A 20,384-nucleotide genomic window follows, 5' to 3' on the forward strand; every position below is an offset into this window, starting at 1 on the left:
AGATGTCAGTTATTTAACTTCCACTCTCTTCAAATGCCAGATGTCGCGAACGTAATCTTCGATTGTACGGTCGCTCGAGAACTTACCTGCATTAGCAATATTCTTGAGAGCCATCTTAGCCCAAGCCTTCTTATCACCATAAGCCTCAGCGATTCTCTCGCGAGCCTTACAGTAAGAATCAAAGTCTGCAAGAACGTAGTAAACGTCTGGGCGCTGACCTTCTACACCGTAAATCAAAGAATCATGAAGTTCCTTGAAGAGCTGGTGAGTTGGATCATATGTACCGTCAACAAGCTGCTCTACAACTTTTGCAAGAGCTGGGTTGCGGTCAAGATATTCCTGTGGGTTGTAAGAGTGGTCTGCTTCCATCTTCTTGATTTCTTCAGTCAAAAGACCGAATACAAAGCCGTTTTCTTTTCCAGCTTCTTCAAAGATTTCGATGTTAGCACCATCCATAGTTCCCAAAGTCAAAGCACCGTTGAGCATGAACTTCATGTTTGAAGTTCCAGAAGCTTCAAGACCTGCAGTAGAAATCTGCTCTGAAACATCAGCAGCAGGGAAAATCTTTTCTGCAACAGATACACGGTAGTTTTCAATAAATACTACACGGATCTTTCCGCGAACACGGCGGTCATTGTTGATGCGCTCTGCAACAGTGTTAATCAATTTGATAATTGACTTTGCACGGCGGTAACCAGAAGCAGCCTTTGCACCAAAGATGAAAGTGCGTGCCGGTGGGTTATAACTTGGATCTTCTACAAGGCGGTTGTAGATGTACATTACATGGAGAATGTTCAAAAGCTGACGCTTGTACTCGTGGAGACGCTTAACCTGAACATCAAAAATACTTTCTGGATCAAGGAACTCGTTCTGAGCGTGCTTGAGGTAGTCTGCAAGAGCCTGCTTGTTTTCTGTCTTGATTTTGATAAGAGCATTGATTGAATCATCATCATCAAGATATTTTTCAAGGCCCTTAAGCTGAGAAAGATCTTTTTCCCAACCGTGACCAATTCTTTCTGTAATGAACTTTGCAAGTTCTGGGTTTGCGTTCAAGAGCCAGCGGCGCTGTGTAATACCGTTAGTCTTGTTGTTGAACTTCTCTGGGTAAAGTGTGTACCAGTCTTTAAGTTCTGCAGTCTTCAAAAGTTCTGTATGAAGTTCTGCTACACCGTTTACGCTGAAGCAGGCATGAATTGCCATCCAAGCCATGTAAACCATGTTGTTATGGATGATTGCCATGTGCTCGTGCTTGTAGTAATCGTTAGGGAACTTCTGGCGCAGCTCAATTACGAGACGGCGGTTGATTTCCTCAACAATCTGATATACACGTGGAAGGAGTCCCTGGAAGATTTCGATTGGCCACTTCTCAAGAGCTTCTGCAAGAATTGTGTGGTTTGTATAAGCAAATGTATGAGTTACTACATCCCATGCTTCATCCCAGCTTACATTGTATTCATCAAGAAGAATACGCATAAGTTCAGGAATAGCAACTACTGGGTGTGTATCGTTAAGCTGAATTACGTGGAGCTCGGCAAACTTAGAGAAGTCTGTTCCGTGGTCTGCAACGTAGTGACGAACGAGGTCCTGCAAAGAAGCAGAAGAGAAGAAGTACTGCTGCTTAAGGCGGAGAGCTTTTCCGCTTGGACCGTTATCATTTGGATAGAGAACGCGGCTGATATTTTCTGCGCTGTTCTGGCGTTCTACGGCACGGTTATAGTCCATGCTGTTGAAAAGCTGAAGGTCAAATCCGTTTGGAGATGAAGCCTGCCACAAGCGCAAAGTATTTACAGTCTTTGTATCAAAACCAATGATTGGCATATCATAAGGAGTTGCTGTAACTTCTTCTGCATTTTCAATGAAGAAGCGTGGATTTCCTTCCGGAGTTTTTCCGTAAGCAATGTTTCCACCAAACTTTACAGTAACTGCAAGGTCGGAACGTTTAATTTCCCAAGGATCGCGGTGCTGGAGCCAGTTATCAGGATATTCAACCTGATATCCGTCTTCAATACGCTGCTCGAACATACCGTATTCATAGCGGATACCGTATCCGTGTCCAGGGTAGTCGAGAGTTGCAAGAGAGTCGAGGAAGCAGGCAGCAAGACGGCCAAGACCACCATTACCAAGACCAGCATCAGGCTCTTCATCTTCAATCATATTGAAGTCAATGTTCATTTCCTTAAGAACTTCTATTACAGAATCCTTAATGCCGCAGTTAATAAGGTTGTTGCTGAGTGCACGACCCATCAGAAATTCTGCAGAAAGATAATAAAGCTGCTTTGTAGGCTTCTTATCATACTCATTACGGGTTGCCATCCAGTTTGGCATTACCAGCTCTAAAGCAGACGCAGAAACAGCATCAAAAAGGTCATGTTTGTTGGCTTGTGTAATATCTTTTCCATACTGGCGGCGAAGGCGCGCAGAAAGATTAGCCTTAAACTCTTCTTTGTTGAATTCCATGATAAATAATCCTCCTGAATTTATTTACTCATTAAAATCACAGTAGCTCCAGAAATCAAAACATATCTTCTTTGTTCTGTCAGAAGCTCCTCATTTCCTTTATCTAATATATCATCAGGACTTTCAATGGCAGTGTCCGCAACGCGGTACCATTTCTTGTTTCCTGGTAATGTCGGTAAGGTAATTGTCAGATCATACTGATCAAGGTTTGTAGCAACGTAGAAATCATTATCTACTTCAAGTCCGTCCAGCTTAAAGGCAAGGAATCTGTTCATCTTTGCCCAGTCCGGATTCTTTGCATTAATATCGTACCATGAGATTTCAGGGATTGCGCCTGTCTCATAAGTATCGCGGAAGAATCGTACTCTGCTGAATACATTGTGACTGCGACGAATCTCAATAAGTCTTGAAGTAAAACGCACAAGGTCTTTATTGTGCTCTGCAAGTTTCCAGTTGAACCAGCTCAGCTGTGTATCCTGGCAATATGCATTGTTGTTACCAAGCTGAGTACGGCGCATTTCGTCTCCACCGAGCATCATTGGAACACCCTGTGAGACAAAAAGATAAATCAAAAAGTTTTTGATAGTTTTACGACGGGCATGTTCTATTTTAGGATTTGTACACTCCCCTTCAAAACCATTGTTGTAGCTTAAGTTGTCATCGGAACCATCACGGTTTCCTTCGCCGTTTTCTTCATTATGCTTGTAGTTATAGCTTACAAGATCATTAAGAGTAAAACCGTCATGAGCAGTAATGAAGTTGATGGAAGCGAGCGGTGAACGGCCACTGTGATTGTAGCAGTCTGAACTTCCGCTTATGCGGGTTGCAGCAGCTGTAGAAAGATGTTCGTCTCCACGAAGGAAGCGTCTCATATCATCACGGAAGCGTCCGTTCCATTCACTCCAGCGGTTATTGTAACCGCCAGGGAAACCGCCAAGCTGATAAAGGCCGGCACAGTCCCAAGGTTCTGCAATAATTTTTGTATGAGCCAGAACCGGGTCATCATTAATTGCGGCAGTGAGCAGCGGGAAGTCATTATTAAGCGGAGCACCATTCTGTGCACGGGTAAGGATAGAAGCAAGGTCAAAACGGAAACCGTCTACATGCATTTCCAGAACCCAGTAACGAAGGCTGTCCAGGATAAAGCTTGCTGTAATTGGATGATTACAGTTCATGCTGTTTCCGCAGCCGCTGAAATTCATATAGTAATTTTTATCACTTGCAGGAAGAGAATAATAAACATCATTCTGTAAACCGCGGAACTCAAAAGTATAACCGCGTTCATTTCCTTCTGCAGTGTGGTTGTATACAACATCAAGAATAACTTCAATGCCAGCCTTATGCAGAGTCTTTACCATCTGCTTAAACTCGCGAACTGGTCCGCCAGGAGTTTTATCTGCGGCATAAGAAGTCTTTGGTGCAAAGAATCCGATTGTACTGTAGCCCCAGTAATTTACCAGAAGCTCTCCAGTACGAGGATTTGTATTTGCATTTTCGTTTTCATCAAATTCAAAAAGAGGAAGAAACTCAACTGCTGTGATTCCAAGCTTTTTAAGGTAATCAACTTTTTCTTCAAAACCGCGGTAGGTTCCGGCAATTTCGCGAGGAAGGCCAGAAGACTCAGAAGCGGTGAAGCCTTTTACATGAGTTTCATAAATAATAGTATTTTCCAGAGGTCTCTTAAGCGGGCGGTCCCCTTCCCAGTCAAAATTATCATCATCAACAACGACACACTTTGGAAAATCAGAAAGATCCTGAAGCTCGCCTCCAAGGTTTCCTTCAAAGCCATGCTTCCAGAGATTGTTATAAGAACGGAATACAGAACCTGGTGTAAAGGCTTTTGCATAAGGATCAAAAAGATATTTATGGGGATTAAAACGAAGTCCTCTAGGTGGGATATAAGGTCCATCAACCTTGTAAAGATAAAGCGCGCCCTCTCCAAGGCCCTCAATAAAGATGTGCCATACGTCTCCTGTACGGTTATTATGAGGATCAAACTCTATAACCGCAGAAGGCTTTTGATCTAATTCACTCTCAAAAAGCACAAGGCTCACTTTTGTTGCATCGTGGCTGTAAACTGAAAAATTCACGCCGCCGTCAGTAAGCACCGCGCCAAAGCCAAGAGGCTTTCCGTTATGAACCTTAAAATCAGTCATATTTAAATATTTTAACACAGTTAAAACAGAAATTCTATAAATAAATTCCTAAGTTATATGATTTTCGTATGATAATGGTTAATCCTGAAAACTTGTGTTATAATAGTAAAAATATGAGTGATGAAATCAAATCTAACGAAAATAACGAACCTCTGCGCACTGCCGTTGTTGCAATCATCGGACGCCCTAGTGCCGGAAAATCTACCTTTCTCAACACTGCCTGCCAGGAGCCTGTAAGTATTGTTTCTCCTATTCCGCAGACAACCCGTAACGCAATTAAAGGAATTGTAAATACTTCTTTTGGTCAGTTGATTTTTATTGATACACCCGGCTACCACGATTCAGAAAAAAAACTCAACCTTCGTCTGCGCAACGTTACAGAAAGCCAGCTTGAAGGAATAGACTGTGTACTTTATGTAATTGACTCTACCCGCTCACCTGGAGAAGAAGAAGCTAAAACTGCAGCCCTTCTCAAAGGCTTGCAGTCTAAGGTTGTAGTTGCAATCAACAAGTGTGATTTACCTTCCAGCCGCCCGCTGCCTGTACGCCAGTTTGTAAGCGAACAGCTGCCTAACGTTCCGGGAAGCCGCATTTTTGAAATGTCTGCAGAAAAGGACACAGGAATCAATGAAGTACTCAAAGCCCTTTATGATATTTCTCCAGAAGGTGAGCCTGTTTATGATGAAGAACTTTACACCGATCAGGATCTTACTTTCCGCGTTTGCGAAGTAATCCGCGGTGAAGCTATTAACCGCCTGCAGGACGAAATTCCTCACGCAGTTTATGTTGAAGTTGCAGATGTTGAACACCGCAATGAAGGCAAAAAATTGTGGATCCGCGCCTTCCTTTGTGTTGAACGAGAAAGCCAGAAAGGAATTGTAATCGGAAAAGGCGCTTCAAAAATTAAAGAAATCAGAACTGCTGCCGTTAAAAAACTCAGCGAAATCTATATTCAAAAAATAGACCTGGATTTACAGGTAAAAGTAGATAAGAACTGGAGGCAACGCGACTACACTCTGAACCGACTCATTCCACAGCAAAAGTAACTATATAGAGTACAATCGCCGATATTGTAATATGCTGTCTTTAGAAAAAGGGATGGACAATGTCCATCACGTTTTGGAAACAGATGACATAATAAACATCGCGCTCCGAATGCTTGCCTGCATAAACCGGGAAGCTGTTCAACACAGCATAAGGACAGCGTATCTTTCTTACAAGGTCGCAAGTGAACATCCAATGGCAAAAGAATGCAAGATGGAAAATCTTGTGTTCCTTGCCCTCTTTCACACAATAGGCTTTTTCCGCGAAGACATTCATTTCGATTACATTCCTCATCAAAGCAACATGAACTTTTTTGCACACGACAAAGTAATTAAAAGTAAATACGTTTTTGCCTGCTACTATCTGGATTACATGACTCCGGTAAAAGCAGATGCTCTTCCAATTCAGAATTTCCTGCAGCCTCATAATAAAGATCTTCGGGAATTCCTTTATCAGGAAGAATACAAAGACATCATTTACATGTGTGCAAGAATCAGTGACTATGTAATGAAGAATCCGGATTCTGCGCTGCCAGAAAATCTGAATGTAATTGATCCGGGCTATTTTGCCCCTGAGTATGTAGAAGCTTTTAAAAAGCTGAACAAGGGCAATGCACTTACAGATGCCATCAAATCAGAAAGTCATATCAGTGAACTTTCAAAATATATTTCTACAATCCGTTTTAATCAGGAAGATAACAAGAGCCTTGAGAGAATGCTTGTACAGCTTCTGGACTTTAAGAGTACATCTACGATGAAGCATTCAATTAACACTTCAAGCTATGCACTTTCTCTGGGCCTTCGTCTTAATCTTGATTCAAAAAATCTTACAACTCTTTACAACAGCGCCTTCCTTCATGACATAGGAAAGATTGCAACTCCACAGCGCATTCTTGAATTCCCTGGCAAGCTTTCTCCGGAAGACATGGGAATTATGCGCCATCATGTAAATCATTCTAAACGAATTTTAAACGGCTTTGTTCCAGAAGAAGTTCTTGAAACAGTTTACCGCCATCACGAAAAATTAAACGGAACTGGTTACCCTCGCCATATTAAAGGAAAAGATCTTACTCTTCTGCAAAGAATTCTTACTGTTGCAGACATTACAAGTGCACTCAATGACAGCCGCAGTTATAAATGTGAATTCTCAAAAGAAAAAACAATTTCCATTATTCAAAAAATGACGGACAAGGGCGAGCTGGATCCAACCATCACAAAATATGTTCTTGAAGATTTTGATGAGCTTTTGCAGGAGCAGAATGTTTTGCAGAGCATGCTCAGCGTAGACTTCAGTAAGGTTATTACAAACTACAACGACTACATTTTGAGTGACATGGGTATGATGGCTGATTCTCTGTTGAATAATGCAGATGCCGATGACATTGAAGAAGTAGAAGAGATTGATGAGCTTGAAGAAGACGGGGAACCTGGAGATCTCGGAGATCTGGAAGAAATCTAAATCTCCGCGGTGATTGAGTCTGACGAAATTACCGCAGAACTGCCGAAACCCCGTTCTTGTTAAACCCTCCCCTTTTCATTATATTATCTATTATATGGAAACAACTTATAAGACTCAGGGCGTTTGTGCACGCTCTATTACTTTTACAAAAAATGATGACGGCACAATCACCAACATCAGCTTTGAAGGCGGCTGCAACGGCAACCTTAAGGCAATTTCTAAGCTCTGCGAAGGCATGAAGGTTGAAGAAATTGTTGAAAAGCTCAAGGGTAACACCTGCGGCTTTAAGAGCACAAGCTGCGCTGATCAGCTGGCTATCGCTGTAAGTAAATAATTTTTTAGAGGATATATATGGCACTTGAATGTGGTATTGTTGGACTTCCAAACGTTGGAAAGTCTACTATTTTTTCGGCTTTGACTGCGGCTCCTGCTGCGGCAGAGAATTTTCCTTTCTGTACAATTGATCCTAACATCGGTATTGTTGATTTACCAGATGAACGTCTCGACTTCCTTGCTAGCATTCACAATCCTAAAAAGAAGACACCTGCAAGCGTAAAGTTTGTTGATATTGCAGGTTTGATTAAGGGGGCAAGTAACGGTGAAGGTCTTGGAAACAAGTTCCTTGCAAACATCCGCGAGTGTTCTGTAATTGCTCACGTTGTACGCTGTTTTGATAACCCTGATATTATGCACGTTCGCGACAATGCAAACGAAGCAGCCCCAATCGACCCTGAAAGCGATATTCTTACTATTAACTGGGAGCTCTGCCAGGCAGACTTGAATACAATCGAAGCCCGCCAGGACAAGGTTACCCGTGCAATCCGCTCTCTTGGAAAAGAAGAAGAAAAGAAATACGCTCCATGGATTTCTGCAGTTGCAAAGATTAAGCCTCTTCTCCAGGACGGAAAGTGTGCTCGTACAGCTAATTTGACTGACGACGAGCGCAATGCACTTTACGACATGTTCCTTCTCACAATGAAGCCTACAATTTATGTAGCAAACGTTGATGAAGATTCTATTGAAGCACAGACTAACAAATACGTAGAAATCGTAAAAAAATATGCTGCAGAAGAAAACTCAGAAGTTGTTGTAATCTGTGGTAAATTCGAAGCTGACCTTGCAGAAATCACAGATCCTGCAGACCGCAAGGACTTTATGGACAGCGTTGGACTTAAGGAAAGCGGACTTGCTACCCTCGCCCGCAAAACTTATCACCTTATGGGCCTCCGCACCTTCTTTACCGGCGGACCTGATGAGTGCCGTGCCTGGACAATTCACGCAGGCGACAAGGCTCCACGCGCTGCCGGCGTAATCCACACAGACTTTGAAAAAGGTTTTATCAAGGCCGAAGCCTACACAATCGACGACCTCCGCCAGTACAAAGACGAAGCTGCAATCAAAGCAGCCGGTAAGTACCGCCAGGAAGGTAAGGAATACGTGGTACAGGACGGAGATGTTCTGTTCTTTAAGTTCAACGTCTGATCATGCTGACACGCAAGCGTGCAGCATATCAGTAACATATCAGGACGCTGCGCGCCTGATAAACTAATTTCGTGCCGACAGGCTTGCTTCGCTCGCCTGCGGTACAAATCATAAGAGTAACATTGCCTTGCACTTCGTGCTCGCAATGTCACAACAATATCGTCATTGCGAGGAGCTTGCGACGAAGCAATCTATGGTCGCAATGACGTTTTTTTTGGAGTTTTATTATGGATATCAAATGGATTATTTTAGCCCTCGCGCTTGCAATGTATTTACTTGTTATCATCTTTCAGGGTAAGAAAGTTTGGATGACAAGCTGTGCAGCACTTATTACTATTGTGCTGGGCTTTTTAGCACAAGGCGGTGCGCTCGCAGGCAATGTTTTTGAGCCGCTCGGCGGACTTGGCGAACTCGCACATCATATCTTCCTCGAGCTCATCAACTGGAATATTCTTATGATTTACGTGGGCAGTATGATAATTGCCGCACTCTTTATTTACTCTCGCGTTCCGGCAAGAATCGCCGACGCCCTGGTAACAATTTCGCCAAGCACAGGAATCGCAGTAATTCTCATTCTTGCAATGACTGGCATTATTTCGATTTTCGTAGAAAACGTTGCAACCGTTCTTGTAATGGCTCCGATTGCCCTTGCCCTTTCTAAAAAGCTCAAGCTCAATCCGGTTCCATTTATGATTGGTCTTGCCCTTATGTCAAACCTGGAAGGAACTGCAACATTGGTTGGTGACCCTCCAAGCATGATTTTCGCAAGCTACGCTCACTACACCTTCAATGACTTTTTTGTTCATCAGGGAAAGATTTCCATCTTCTTCTTTATTCAGGCAGGTCTTATTGTAGGCTGTATTTTCTTTTACTGCTTCTTCAGCAAGGCAAAGGAAAAAGCAAGTGTAGATAAAGAACCTGTAATTTCTTACCTGCCTCTCTGGCTGCTTTTGATTATGATTGCTGGCCTTGCTGTAATTTCTTTCCTTACACCGGAGTTGGGCTACAGCTCGGGCTGCTTTGTTCTTGGACTTGGTTTGCTTGGTCTTCTCTGGTATCGTCTTTCGCAGAAAAAGAGCCCGGCAGAAATCTGGCAGCTTGTAAAAGAGCTGGACTGGGAAACAATCGCCTTTTTGATTGGAATCTTTGTTGTAGTCGGCGCAATCAGCGAGACAGGTCTGCTCGACGATTTTGCAGGATGGCTTGCTCACGTAACAGGTGGCAGCAAATTTGCAGGCTTTGTTTTAATTCTGCTCTTCTCTATTTTGATTTCCGGCTTTGTTGATAATGTTCCTTACATCATCGTAATGCTGCCGGTTGCTGGCTCACTTGCTACAGGCCTTGGAATCCAGAAAGAGCTTTTGATGTTCGCACTTTTGATAGGCTCTTGTCTTGGCGGAAACCTCACCCCATTCGGAGCCTCGGCAAACGTAGTTGCAATGGGAATCTTAAAAAAGGAAGGTCACCCTATCACCTTCCCTGGCTTCTTAAAAATCTCAGCCCCATTTACAATTTTGACAACCGCCGCAGCAGCCGCTTTGCTCTGGGTTATCTGGGCATAAAAAAAACCACCCAAGCGGGTGGTTATAAATAAAAATTTGGATGGGCGGCGTATCCATCATATCAGGTTCCCTTTCGGGAGCGCAGGGTGCCTTTCCTGCTCGTCAAATTTCATTATCATTATACATCTTTGGTCTTTATTTTGTCAATTTAGTAAGACGACCAGACTTACAGTAAGATTCTATCTTTGATTGTTTTATATCAAAAATAGTGGAAATGTAATATTTTCTTTTAGATATATCAAACTTTATACAAAGGAAAATATTATCTTTATAACATTTGACAAGTTCTATTTCATTTTCTCCAATTCCAGCATAATCAGGCTCTCGTATTATATCTGAAATAAAGTCAAAATACTTTACCGCAATAAAATGTTTTCGTTTTAACAAGTGTGCAAGTAAACCTTTAGATCGATAAATACGAACCCTTCTGTCTGTCTCTAACCCCAAGAAAACTGCAATATGTTCTGGTAAACAAGCAACTAAAATCAACTTATCCATAGGCAGATATTTTCAAAAAGATTTTTCAGCTCTTAACCTTCAACTGCCCGTTTCAAGTCTTCGTCGTAGGTTTTAAGGGGAAGATTGAAGCGGTGGGCAAGCTCTAAGTAGGCTGCATCGTAATAAGAAAGACCGTGCTCCTGGGCCATGGCGAAGATTCGCTGACGGATTTCGCCGTCGGGGAGAAGGTCGGTATTTATGGGCAGGCAATTCAGGTCGTACATGATGTCCATAACATCTGTGGTTGTAAGCCTCATCTGACCGTCCTTTTTAGAGCGGGTTTTATACAAGAGGACATTTTCTATCTCGTACCAGAAAAGAGGCGGAACGTAAATCTGACCGTTATTTTCCAGAACATATTCGATATCTTTTATGCAGCCCGTCATTTCATCATCACAAAAGCCGTTCAAAAGATAGGCAGCCATAAAAGATGTATCAACAACAAAACACGGGAAGGAACTAGTATTTTCTGCCTTCATTTTTGAGTTCCTTTAAGTCTGAGGCTTTAAGAGCGGCAGCACCCTCTTTTGCGCGAAGCTCTGCCATTCTCTGCGCACGTGCAAGGATTCTTTTATGAGCATTCATGGCAGCTTCATTTTGAATAGCAGACTTTCCCTGCAAAACCGCCACAGCCTTTCCGTTCTTGGTAATGTTGATTGTAACACCTTCTTTTACCTTGCGGAGCAGCTCTGCAAAATAGGTTTTTGCATCAAAGGCGCCAACATCATAGGTATTAATTCCGGCTGGATTCATTGTTAATGCCATTACTACCTCCTGATAATCATAGTTAAATAAAATATAATATCAGGTTCGGTAAAAGTCAACCAGTTTTTCAACCAGTTTTTTTTATTCCACAACCCTCACAGATTTTATTATAACATTCTGACCATTAAGAAATATTCCTTTTGCACTTTCCAGTTCAGCGGCAAGGGCTTCATCAACAGTTAATGTCACTATTTGGTCTTTTACCAGAATACACCAGCCGTCTTTTATACTTCCGCCCTTCACGGTGACATTTTTTTCTTTTAAAAAGTCACGCCACTTTTCTTCCCAATCTGCAAAACCTAATTGAAGAATAGAATCGGCTGCAAGTTTTTCCACATTAATTTCAAGCTTGTATTTTGCGGGCACGGAATGAATCAAAATATCTGGATTTATACTTGCAGAATTATCAAAGTCTTTAATTTGAACCGGGGCTTTCAGAAGATTTTTTCCGACAATAGACTGAACCTTCACCTCATTCTTTTTAATAAAATCTTCGCTTAAAGGAAACTTCTTTCCCTGAGCAGCATAAATATATGTATCAAGATATTCAGACTGTTCCCACTCCATTGTTTTTCTGCTGTAATAGCGGAAGCCCATTGGACTGGCATCAAAATGATGAACTGTTCCACAGGAACGGCCTTTTTTGTTTACTTCAGCCATAAAATCATTTATAAAATTTATTTTTTCTAAAACATGAGTAGCCCGCAGGGTTCCCATTTCGGAAATATATGCCGGAATATGTTTTGAAAAATAAGCTTTATCCAGAAGTTCAAAGGTTTTTGAAACAGCTTTTTTTACGCCAGAAGAGTAGAACATTTTAATATCTTCTTCACCAATAACACCCATCAAATAAGAATGGAAAGTTGGAATGAGTTTGTTCTTTGCCTTATCTTTTGGAAGCTTAAAAGATTTACTGCAAAGTGTTTCAACAGCTCCACCATATCCTTCAACCATTACAAAACGTTTGGCATTATTGCCGCCTGTAGCGCGGATTGTATCAAGAATAACCTGATTATATCTGTTGATTATTCCAAAATCTTTTTTGCAGACAGGGCAATCTTCCTGCGGCTTATGATTATGCTCCGGATGAAGATCATCGCCACATTCATTGAGAGTTTCAAAAATCAAACGTTCATCGTAAGAATTATTAAAAGCAGTGGCTATCTGCTTCCATACATCGCGAAGGAATTCTTCTCCCTGTTTCTGATATTTTTCATTTACAACGATACCTTCATAACGAACACGGTCCGGATTGTAAGCTTCTTCTAATTGCCGAGGCCAGAAAAAACCACAGAGAATTACATTCATACCATCTTCAAGAGCCCAATCGGCTACCTGTTTAAGTTCCTTTATAAAACGAGGATCAACAGTATGCTTATCATCAACAAAATGATTTCCCGGATTAAATGGTAGCCTGAGTGTTGTAAAACCTTTTGCTTTTACAAAATCAATAAACTCTTTTGTAGCTTTTGGGTCCCCCCAGGGATGATAAATATCCATTCCAAAATCAAGTGAAATTTCATTAAAACAAAAAGACTGATATTGATATCCAGGGCCAAGAGTCTGTACAAAATCCCAGGCTGTGATTTTATCATCAAACTTTCCTGAGGAAGCTGTATCAATTACAGGAGCTTCATTACTTGCATGAATATCTGTTTTTACCGGATTTGCTACCCTTTCAAAAGTTACGGATTCAACAGTAAACTTCATACTATCAATGTTCCAGCTGGGGGTTAAATAAAATCCGTTTATTTTCCTTTGCCCGGGTTTAAGCGGTATTACCATTTCTGTAAGATAGGAAGGACAGTAAGTAGTTTCATCAAACCAGGAAATTTCATCACCTTCATAATCCATACTAAACTGGAAGCCATAATCGCCCGGTACTTTGTATTTAATGCGGACAACATTGTAAGCAGAAATATCAAATCCAACATTTGGCCAGAATCCTATAGATCCTTCTTTGCCACTTACAGTAAAAGTTCTTGTGGCTTTATTAAAGCTGATTGTTTTTTGCTCATTCGAAGACGGAAGACTGTTCAAATCGAACACATAGGGGTTTACATTCTGGGCAAAGGCGACCGCCGTGCAGAGGGCAAAAAACAAAAGGCTTAATAGTTTTTTCATAAGTGATAGACTCCTTGTCACTGAATAGATTGCTTCGCTCTGATTGCAATTACAGCATTTGAAATGTTACTTCTATATTATCTTCCCCCCTCCTCGATTCTGTCAAATTTATCTCTAATCTTTTTTCTCCATCCTCCGAAAATTACAGTAGAAGCCCAAAAAGTGGGAGAGGATGGAGAATTAAAAATGACAAGCGCAATTGGAAATTTCAGTAATGCTTATTCGTACAGCGGAGCCATTGGAGCTGCTGCAGGGAAGCTTTATGTTCCTGTAAGCCGCTCGGCACTTCTCTATTCACACTTTGATCATGTTTCTGGCGTTGCAGCAGGCAACGGTCAGCAGGGCGTTTCAATCAGCAAAATCAGAATCTTAAACTCACTTATAGACCGCATTTCTGCAATTCAGAACAAGCCAAAAGAATCTGTTTCCGACATAAGCGACGACCAGGCTCAGGCTCTTATAGAGCAGTACCAAAAGCAGATACAGCAGACTGTAGCTCAGCAATCTTTTCTTCTCGCCGGTGCACAACCACTGCCTGGTGCTTTATTTGCGATTGATGCTTAAATCACTTTATTAATAACTATCCCACCTGCTGCCAATAACTATTTCTTTTTCGTTGTTTTTATCAGTCCAGTCACAATATCTTATAAGATTTACCCCAACCTGATCTTCATGATAATGATTGATATGAGTGTACCCTATTGAAATAAGCTTATCTGCATCACTTGTATTGGCTCCTATTTTTGGAATGTGGATAGTAACACTTTCTACGTTATAGTTTACAGACCAGGATTCTGTACTACATTCGCCACCAACAAGAGGAGAGATTTCGTATTCTTTAAGTCCATCAGGAAAGGCTGCAAGAAATTCATTTATTTTACTATCAAGCTCTTTATTCTCTTTCTTGTTCTTTTCAGAAAACATTGATTTTATTCCAGCGGCATCTTTATTATTTATATAGCCGATTAATTGCTCAGCTTTTTCACGACCACGTTTTTCGCTATCGAAATTTACAGAATAATATTCATCATCCCCCAAAATAAAACCACATCCTGTAAATGATGACACCAGCAACGCAATAAGAGCGAAAATTGTAATTTTTCTTAGAAGTTTCATTTTATTTCCCTTAATATTTTTTTAATGTATTTATTACATCATATAGGTGAAACACCTTAGGGTAAACAAAATGTTACATCGTTTGCAATAATTTTACAAAATCAATATAATGTCCGCATATTTATTTTTTAGGAAGTTTGAAATGGGCGGATTTTTTGGCGTTGCTTCAAAAGAAGACTGTTCGTTGGATTTGTTTTTCGGAGTAGACTATCACTCCCACCTTGGCACTAGACGCGGAGGAATTGCGGTTGTAAATCCAGACGGGCATTTTTCGCGCTCAATTCATAATATCCAGAACTCACCATTCAGAACAAAATTTGAAAATGACATGGAAGATCTTCATGGAAAACTGGGAATTGGCTGTATTTCAGATTTTGAACCTCAGCCACTTCTTGTTCACTCACACCTTGGAAACTTTGCAATCACAACAGTTGGTATCGTAACAAATAAAGATGAGCTTGTAGAAGAAGTTCTTAACTCGGGCTACACACACTTCCTTGAAATGAGCGGTGGTGAAATCAACCAGACAGAGCTCATCGTTGCCCTCTTAAATCACAAAGACACAATCGTTGAAGGAATTAAGTTCGTTCAGGAAAAGATAAAGGGTTCTATTTCCATGCTGATTTTGACAGCCGACGGTATTTATGCTGCCCGCGACCGCCTGGGACGTACTCCGGTAGAAATTGGTCATAAGGACGGCGCTTACTGTGCAAGCTTTGAAAACTACGCTTACATGAACCTTGGCTACAAGGATTATCATGAACTCGGTCCTGCAGAAATCGTATTCTTCAATGCAGAAAAAATGGAGATTCTCCAGCAGCCTGGTAAAGAGATGAAGATTTGTACCTTCCTCTGGATTTACTACGGCTACCCTACTGCCTGCTACGAGGGCGTAAATGTTGAAGCAATGCGCTACAACTGTGGTCGTTACCTTGCACGCCGTGATAAGGACAATGTTCACCCGGATGCTGTTGCAGGTGTACCGGACAGTGGAACTGCACACGCCGTTGGTTATGCAAACGAAAGCGGTATTCCTTTTACACGTCCGTTTATTAAATACACTCCAACCTGGTCTCGCTCGTTCATGCCTACAAATCAGGAAATCAGAAATCAGGTTGCACACATGAAGCTTATTCCTATTCAGCAGCTGATTGAAGGTAAAAAGATTCTTTTGATTGATGATTCGATTGTTCGTGGAACTCAGCTTCGCGAAACAACAGACTATCTTTATAAGAGCGGTGCAAAAGAAGTACATATCCGCCCGGCTTGTCCGCCGCTGGTTTATGGCTGTAAATATTTGAACTTCAGCCGTTCAAAGAGCGAAATGGATTTGATTACAAGACGCGTTATCAAGCAGTTCGAAGGCGACAACGTAAGCGAAGAGACTCTCCAGAAATACTGCGATCCTGATTCTCCTGAATACGCAAAGATGGTAGAAGAAATCAGAAAGCAACTTCACTTCACTACTTTGAGATTCCACCGCCTCGACGACATGCTGGACAGCACAGGCTTGCCACATGAGAAGCTTTGTACTTACTGCTGGAATGGTAAAGAGTAGCCGAACCGCTAAGCCGACTCACTTGTATGAGCCGGCTTTTTTATTTTATTTCTGAACAATCCTGAACGGTGCTGCAGGTAACTGATTTCTGGAATACAGATTCACCGGAGCCGGGCTGTCTGCCCACAGGTAACGAAGTTCTACAACATCGCCTACTCCGCGAGGAACATCAATTCTTACAGTTTTATCATCAACAAGAACTGCCTCTGCTTCAATTACAGATTCTGTGCCTTTCTTATTGCACAAAAGACTAAAGCCGTAAACCTTTTTGTCTTTGCTTTCAACATTCAAGTCTGTTCCCTTTCCTTCAACCTTGCAGGCAACAAGTGAAGAGTTACCACAGTCAAAGCGAACAACAAAGTGTCCTTTCTTGAATTCGCAGAATTCGGCCTTCGGCGACGGAGAGATAAAGTTCTTGCCGTACGCAACTCTCAACGCTTCCTTTGCAGCGCGGTACCCGACAGTCTTTTTCTTTTCAGGGTGAAGGTCATTCCACTCGCCCGCGTCAATGGTTACAGCGAGGCCGGTGTGTCCGGCGATCTCGGCAACATCAGACTGAACCTGGCGGATATTTGCCCAGCCGCCTTCCATACTTGCAACATCTTCATTCCAACCATCGGCAAAGTTTGGAAGCTGTACAATTACAAACGGAAGATCTTTTGAACCATAAACAAATTTGTGGCGCCACAAATCAATCATCTTAATCAGCATTGATTTGTACTCGATTGGGCGGCCCGCATCAGATTCTCCCTGATACCACAGAGCACCCGCAATTGCATGCTTAAAACAAGGAGCAAGCATTGAATTGTAAAGAGCAGTTGGAAGCCATTCAAAGAACATCTGACCAGGCATATCGCGAACCTGAGCATCAGTTTTCATCTTCCAGCTGCCGCTCAAATCTATGCGCTCACCGTCCAGCGGATACAGCGACTCTGTACGGCCTTCAACATTGCGGCAAACACAAGGAGCAACAAAAGTATTTTCTGTAAATAAATAATATGGCTTTTCGCTAAAGAAACGGAGCGGTCCGTTTGCGCTGTTTTTCTGAACGCGAACTGCAATAAGATTTTTACCCTCGTGCAAAGTTCCGGCAGGTACATGATAGCGGCGAGGTGGATAGCAATAAGGAGTTGAACCAACCTCAACACCATTAACATAAGCTGTATCTGCATCAACAATTGTTCCCATCCAGAGCCAGGTTTTATAAGTATTAAAATGCTCTACCTGCTCTGCTGTAAGCTCAACTGTTTTCTTAAACCAGTAGAAACCTGCGCTTGCAACCTTAAAGTTTCCAGGAATCTGAACCTCATTCCAGCCATCATCAGAATCAAAATCTGGAGTTGTAGCAGCAGCGAAAAGTTCTTCTCCCCACTTCTGCTGATTTTCCATCATCTCTTTCTGCTTGTAAGCGGCTCTGCCTTCTGCAAGATATTCAACTACCTGCTTGAGATACTCTTTCTTATCACCCATTTCTTCAAGAGCTTGAAGACTGAGCCATGATGCGATTGGAGACCCTCCCTGGCTCGCATTGATAATTCCAACCGGAACATCAAGCTCTTTAGAAAGTCGTTTTGCAAAGAAGTAACCGGTTCCAGACATTCCCCCAAGATTTTCAGGAGAAGCACAAACCCACTGAACTCCAGAAGAAAGTCCATCGGCCTTTGTGCCTTCGTCTGCATTTGACTGCCAGCCTACATCAACAATCTCATCCTTCTCACCATCCAAAGACCAGTTGATAGGAATTGTAATCATTCTGATTCTTTCATTGCGAGGAAGTGCAAAATCTTCAGGATAAGAGAAGCGCATGCGTTCCATTGGAAGCTGGGCGTTAGACTGTCCTGAGCTTACCCAAACCTCACCAACATAAATATCAGTAAACTCAACATTATGCTGGTCGCACTTAATTGTCATTGTAAAAGGACCGCCTGCTTCTCCAGGGCTGAATTCAATTTTCCAGTTTCCCTCTTCATCAGCTTGAGTAATCGAAGTCGTGCCGCGGAATACCATAATAATATCAGAATAAACTTCAGCTGTTCCGTAAATACAGTTAATCTTATTGCGCTGAAGAACCATTCCAGAGCCAACAATACCTTTTATCTTAAAAGTTCCTTTCATAGCGGTTATCCCCTTACACACCTATTTTACACTAACATTCCCATTCTCTGCCAGTATTTTCGTATCTAAACCAGTCAAAATCGGCATAGAACTTTTTCTGTGCAGGATCGCCACCAGCTACTGCAAACATACCAACTACGGTACCAACAAAGCCGCCGGCAACATCTGTACTCAAAATACTTGCATCAACATTGTCTATGAGTACATAGAGGCTGCGCTCATCCGGACCATATTCAAAACGAAGCTTCTGATGTTCTGCAACAACGCGCATTACAATCGGAACATTCTTTCGTCCACCAGTCATTACCTCTTCTGCGATTATCTCATCTTCATTACCAGCCGCCTTAATCAGCTGAAGTAAGATGATTTTTCCCTTGAGCGTAAGCTGAAGTCTGTAATTATATTTTTCGTTCTGAAAGCAGATAAGTCCACCAGCATCTTCATTATCTTCAAAATGGAAATCTGCCTTACAGCTTGCTTCAAAACTAAAGCCCATCTGACGGCGAACAACCATAGAAAGATTTCCGTTTCCGGTAACCGGCTCGCCACCATAAAGTCTGAGAACGCCAGATTGCTCTTTACAGTTTATATAAGCCGGGTCGCGCTTTCTAAGGCTCAGCCAGTAAGAAGCAAGCTCTTCTGTGTTAAAATCATCAACTGCAGGAAAAGCTGTGGCATCTGAATCTTCTATATCACGTTTAACTGCGTGTCCGCTGAGGCTGTAGGCTTCTTCTATTTTACCAGTTTCCCAGCTTACGACCGGCCAGCCTTCTTCCCAGATAACGGGAACGAGGAAGGTTTCGCGGCCCATATTGCATACGCGGTTTCCATTTTCGCCATAAGGGCGGCTTGCAAGACAGCACATCCACCAGCGGCCGTCGCAGCATACAAGGTCGGCGTGTCCTACATTGCGGATGCCGGCTCTGCTTCCAAGGTGACGGTGTGTCAGAATCGGATTAGAAGGCTTTCCTTTCCATTCCCCGTCGATTGTTTCGCAGCGGGCAACACAAACTGCATGGTCTGGACCTGTTCCGCCTTCTGCATGAATCAGATAGTACATTCCGTTTATTTTGTAGATATGAGGACCTTCCGGCCACACGCAGTCGCGCAATGCACCGCGCCAGATTCCTTTTGATTCGCCAAGAAGTTTTCCGTTTGTAAGGTCAATTCTCTGAATCCAGATTTCCCAGTTTCCGTTATATTTTGGACCTTCTGGAGCAGGTCTGGTTCCGATATACCATGTAGTGCCGTCATCATCAAAAAACAGCGACGGATCAATTCCTTCTGCCCCTTCAATTGGGATTGGATTAGACCATGGGCCTTCCGGCTTATCTGCTGTTACAAAAAAGTTACCAAGTTTATCTACCTGAGTACAAATACAATAGAATTTTCCCTCATGAAAGCGGATTGTAGGAGCAAAAAGTCCTCTCGAAACGCCCGCGCCGGCAAAATCCAGCTGTTCAGGACGATCAATCACATTACCAATCTGTTCCCACGAAACAAGATTGCGGCTTTTAAACACTGGCAGGCCCGGCACATAAGAAAAAGAAGAACATACAAGGTAAAAATACCCGCCTGCCTCACACATTGAAGGATCCGGATAAAATCCCGGTAAAATTGGATTAATAATACGTGTTGCCATAATACTAGAATACCACCATCGCCCTGATTTTTATAGAAGGAAAGTCCCCTATTCATTGAAGAATTCTATAATAGTTGTATAAAAAAAGGATTTAAGCCTACTGATTTTGAAAAATAATAATTTAGCGGGCTTTCTTTTTTAAGAGTTTCTAAAGAGTGGCCTGCTAATTTGTGTTTTTTTCAATTTAGCAGGCTCGTTCTCTGATAAAGTTACAAACAGGAGCCTGCTAATGTTCATATAATTACTTTTCGCGGGCCCAACTCTAATCCAAAATACACACCCGAGCCCGCTATTTTCGTTAAAATGACATTTTTACAGGCTCCCCCACCTTCACACTTTTTTTTCAAGCCCACTATTTTATAATAATCCCGTTTTAGCAGGCCACCCCATCAGAAACACCCAACTTT

General features: G+C 42.2%; 16 protein-coding genes. 7 read left to right on the forward strand and 9 right to left on the reverse strand.

Going from position 1 to position 20,384, the window contains the following annotated elements; genetic code table 11:
• Window positions 1–9 precede the first annotated feature (9 nt).
• Both BM161_RS11900 and glgX read right to left on the reverse strand, forming a co-directional pair.
• On the reverse strand, window positions 10–2,457 hold the full coding sequence (locus BM161_RS11900; RefSeq protein ID WP_074932982.1) for a glycogen/starch/alpha-glucan phosphorylase: 2,448 nt from the start codon (window positions 2,455–2,457) through the stop codon (window positions 10–12).
• Between the two features lie 20 nt (window positions 2,458–2,477).
• Window positions 2,478–4,613, reverse strand: coding sequence for a glycogen debranching protein GlgX (gene glgX, locus BM161_RS11905; protein ID WP_074932984.1), 2,136 nt, complete (start codon window positions 4,611–4,613; stop codon window positions 2,478–2,480).
• 152 nt (window positions 4,614–4,765) lie between these two features.
• Between glgX and era the strand changes: the two genes are divergently transcribed.
• The 5 genes from era to BM161_RS11930 all read left to right on the forward strand — a co-directional run bounded on the left by era (window position 4,766) and on the right by BM161_RS11930 (window position 10,159).
• Window positions 4,766–5,659, forward strand: a complete 894-nt coding sequence (gene era, locus BM161_RS11910; protein WP_074933039.1) for a GTPase Era — start codon at window positions 4,766–4,768, stop codon at window positions 5,657–5,659.
• Window positions 5,660–5,690: 31 nt separating this feature from the next.
• Entirely contained in the window at window positions 5,691–7,115 is a 1,425-nt protein-coding gene (locus tag BM161_RS11915) for an HD-GYP domain-containing protein (RefSeq protein WP_083425791.1), read from the forward strand.
• A 94-nt stretch (window positions 7,116–7,209) separates the two neighbouring features.
• Window positions 7,210–7,449 (forward strand): TIGR03905 family TSCPD domain-containing protein, encoded by a 240-nt coding sequence (locus BM161_RS11920; RefSeq protein WP_074932989.1) that lies wholly within the window; start codon window positions 7,210–7,212, stop codon window positions 7,447–7,449.
• Window positions 7,450–7,466: 17 nt separating this feature from the next.
• Window positions 7,467–8,597 (forward strand): redox-regulated ATPase YchF, encoded by a 1,131-nt coding sequence (gene ychF / locus BM161_RS11925; protein ID WP_074932991.1) that lies wholly within the window; start codon window positions 7,467–7,469, stop codon window positions 8,595–8,597.
• 227 nt (window positions 8,598–8,824) lie between these two features.
• On the forward strand, window positions 8,825–10,159 hold the full coding sequence (locus tag BM161_RS11930; RefSeq protein ID WP_074932993.1) for an ArsB/NhaD family transporter: 1,335 nt from the start codon (window positions 8,825–8,827) through the stop codon (window positions 10,157–10,159).
• A 135-nt stretch (window positions 10,160–10,294) separates the two neighbouring features.
• Here BM161_RS11930 and BM161_RS11935 read toward each other — a convergent pair whose 3' ends face one another.
• The 4 genes from BM161_RS11935 to BM161_RS11950 form a co-directional block, all read right to left on the reverse strand.
• Complete coding sequence (locus BM161_RS11935) at window positions 10,295–10,657, reverse strand: PBECR3 domain-containing polyvalent protein (protein ID WP_074932995.1); 363 nt, start codon at window positions 10,655–10,657, stop codon at window positions 10,295–10,297.
• Window positions 10,658–10,689: 32 nt separating this feature from the next.
• Window positions 10,690–11,136, reverse strand: a complete 447-nt coding sequence (locus tag BM161_RS11940; RefSeq protein ID WP_074932997.1) for a type II toxin-antitoxin system VapC family toxin — start codon at window positions 11,134–11,136, stop codon at window positions 10,690–10,692.
• A complete protein-coding gene (locus tag BM161_RS11945) occupies window positions 11,117–11,422 on the reverse strand; it encodes a type II toxin-antitoxin system Phd/YefM family antitoxin (protein ID WP_074932999.1) in 306 nt (101 codons plus the stop codon). Before BM161_RS11945 ends, BM161_RS11940 begins: the two co-directional genes overlap by 20 nt.
• An 81-nt stretch (window positions 11,423–11,503) precedes the next feature.
• The gene (locus BM161_RS11950; protein ID WP_074933001.1) at window positions 11,504–13,546 is read right to left on the reverse strand and encodes a glycoside hydrolase family 5 protein; all 2,043 of its coding nucleotides are present in this window, start codon (window positions 13,544–13,546) and stop codon (window positions 11,504–11,506) included.
• Between the two features lie 186 nt (window positions 13,547–13,732).
• Between BM161_RS11950 and BM161_RS11955 the strand changes: the two genes are divergently transcribed.
• The gene (locus BM161_RS11955) at window positions 13,733–14,110 is read left to right on the forward strand and encodes a hypothetical protein (protein ID WP_074933004.1); all 378 of its coding nucleotides are present in this window, start codon (window positions 13,733–13,735) and stop codon (window positions 14,108–14,110) included.
• A 9-nt stretch (window positions 14,111–14,119) separates the two neighbouring features.
• Here the strand turns inward: BM161_RS11955 and BM161_RS11960 are convergent, their stop codons facing one another.
• On the reverse strand, window positions 14,120–14,662 hold the full coding sequence (locus tag BM161_RS11960; RefSeq protein WP_074933006.1) for a DUF5104 domain-containing protein: 543 nt from the start codon (window positions 14,660–14,662) through the stop codon (window positions 14,120–14,122).
• Window positions 14,663–14,804: 142 nt separating this feature from the next.
• Here BM161_RS11960 and BM161_RS11965 point away from each other — a divergent pair, with 142 nt between their 5' ends.
• Entirely contained in the window at window positions 14,805–16,220 is a 1,416-nt protein-coding gene (locus tag BM161_RS11965; RefSeq protein ID WP_074933008.1) for an amidophosphoribosyltransferase, read from the forward strand.
• A gap of 45 nt (window positions 16,221–16,265) precedes the next feature.
• On the opposite strand, the gene BM161_RS11970 is transcribed toward BM161_RS11965, so the two are convergent.
• Window positions 16,266–18,335, reverse strand: coding sequence for a sialate O-acetylesterase (locus BM161_RS11970; RefSeq protein ID WP_074933010.1), 2,070 nt, complete (start codon window positions 18,333–18,335; stop codon window positions 16,266–16,268).
• A 31-nt stretch (window positions 18,336–18,366) separates the two neighbouring features.
• Complete coding sequence (locus tag BM161_RS11975; RefSeq protein WP_074933012.1) at window positions 18,367–19,977, reverse strand: glycoside hydrolase family 43 protein; 1,611 nt, start codon at window positions 19,975–19,977, stop codon at window positions 18,367–18,369.
• Between the last annotated feature and the right edge of the window lie 407 nt (window positions 19,978–20,384).

Origin of the sequence: Treponema bryantii (assembly GCF_900113965.1) — a bacterium.
Lineage (GTDB): Bacteria > Spirochaetota > Spirochaetia > Treponematales > Treponemataceae > Treponema_D > Treponema_D bryantii_A.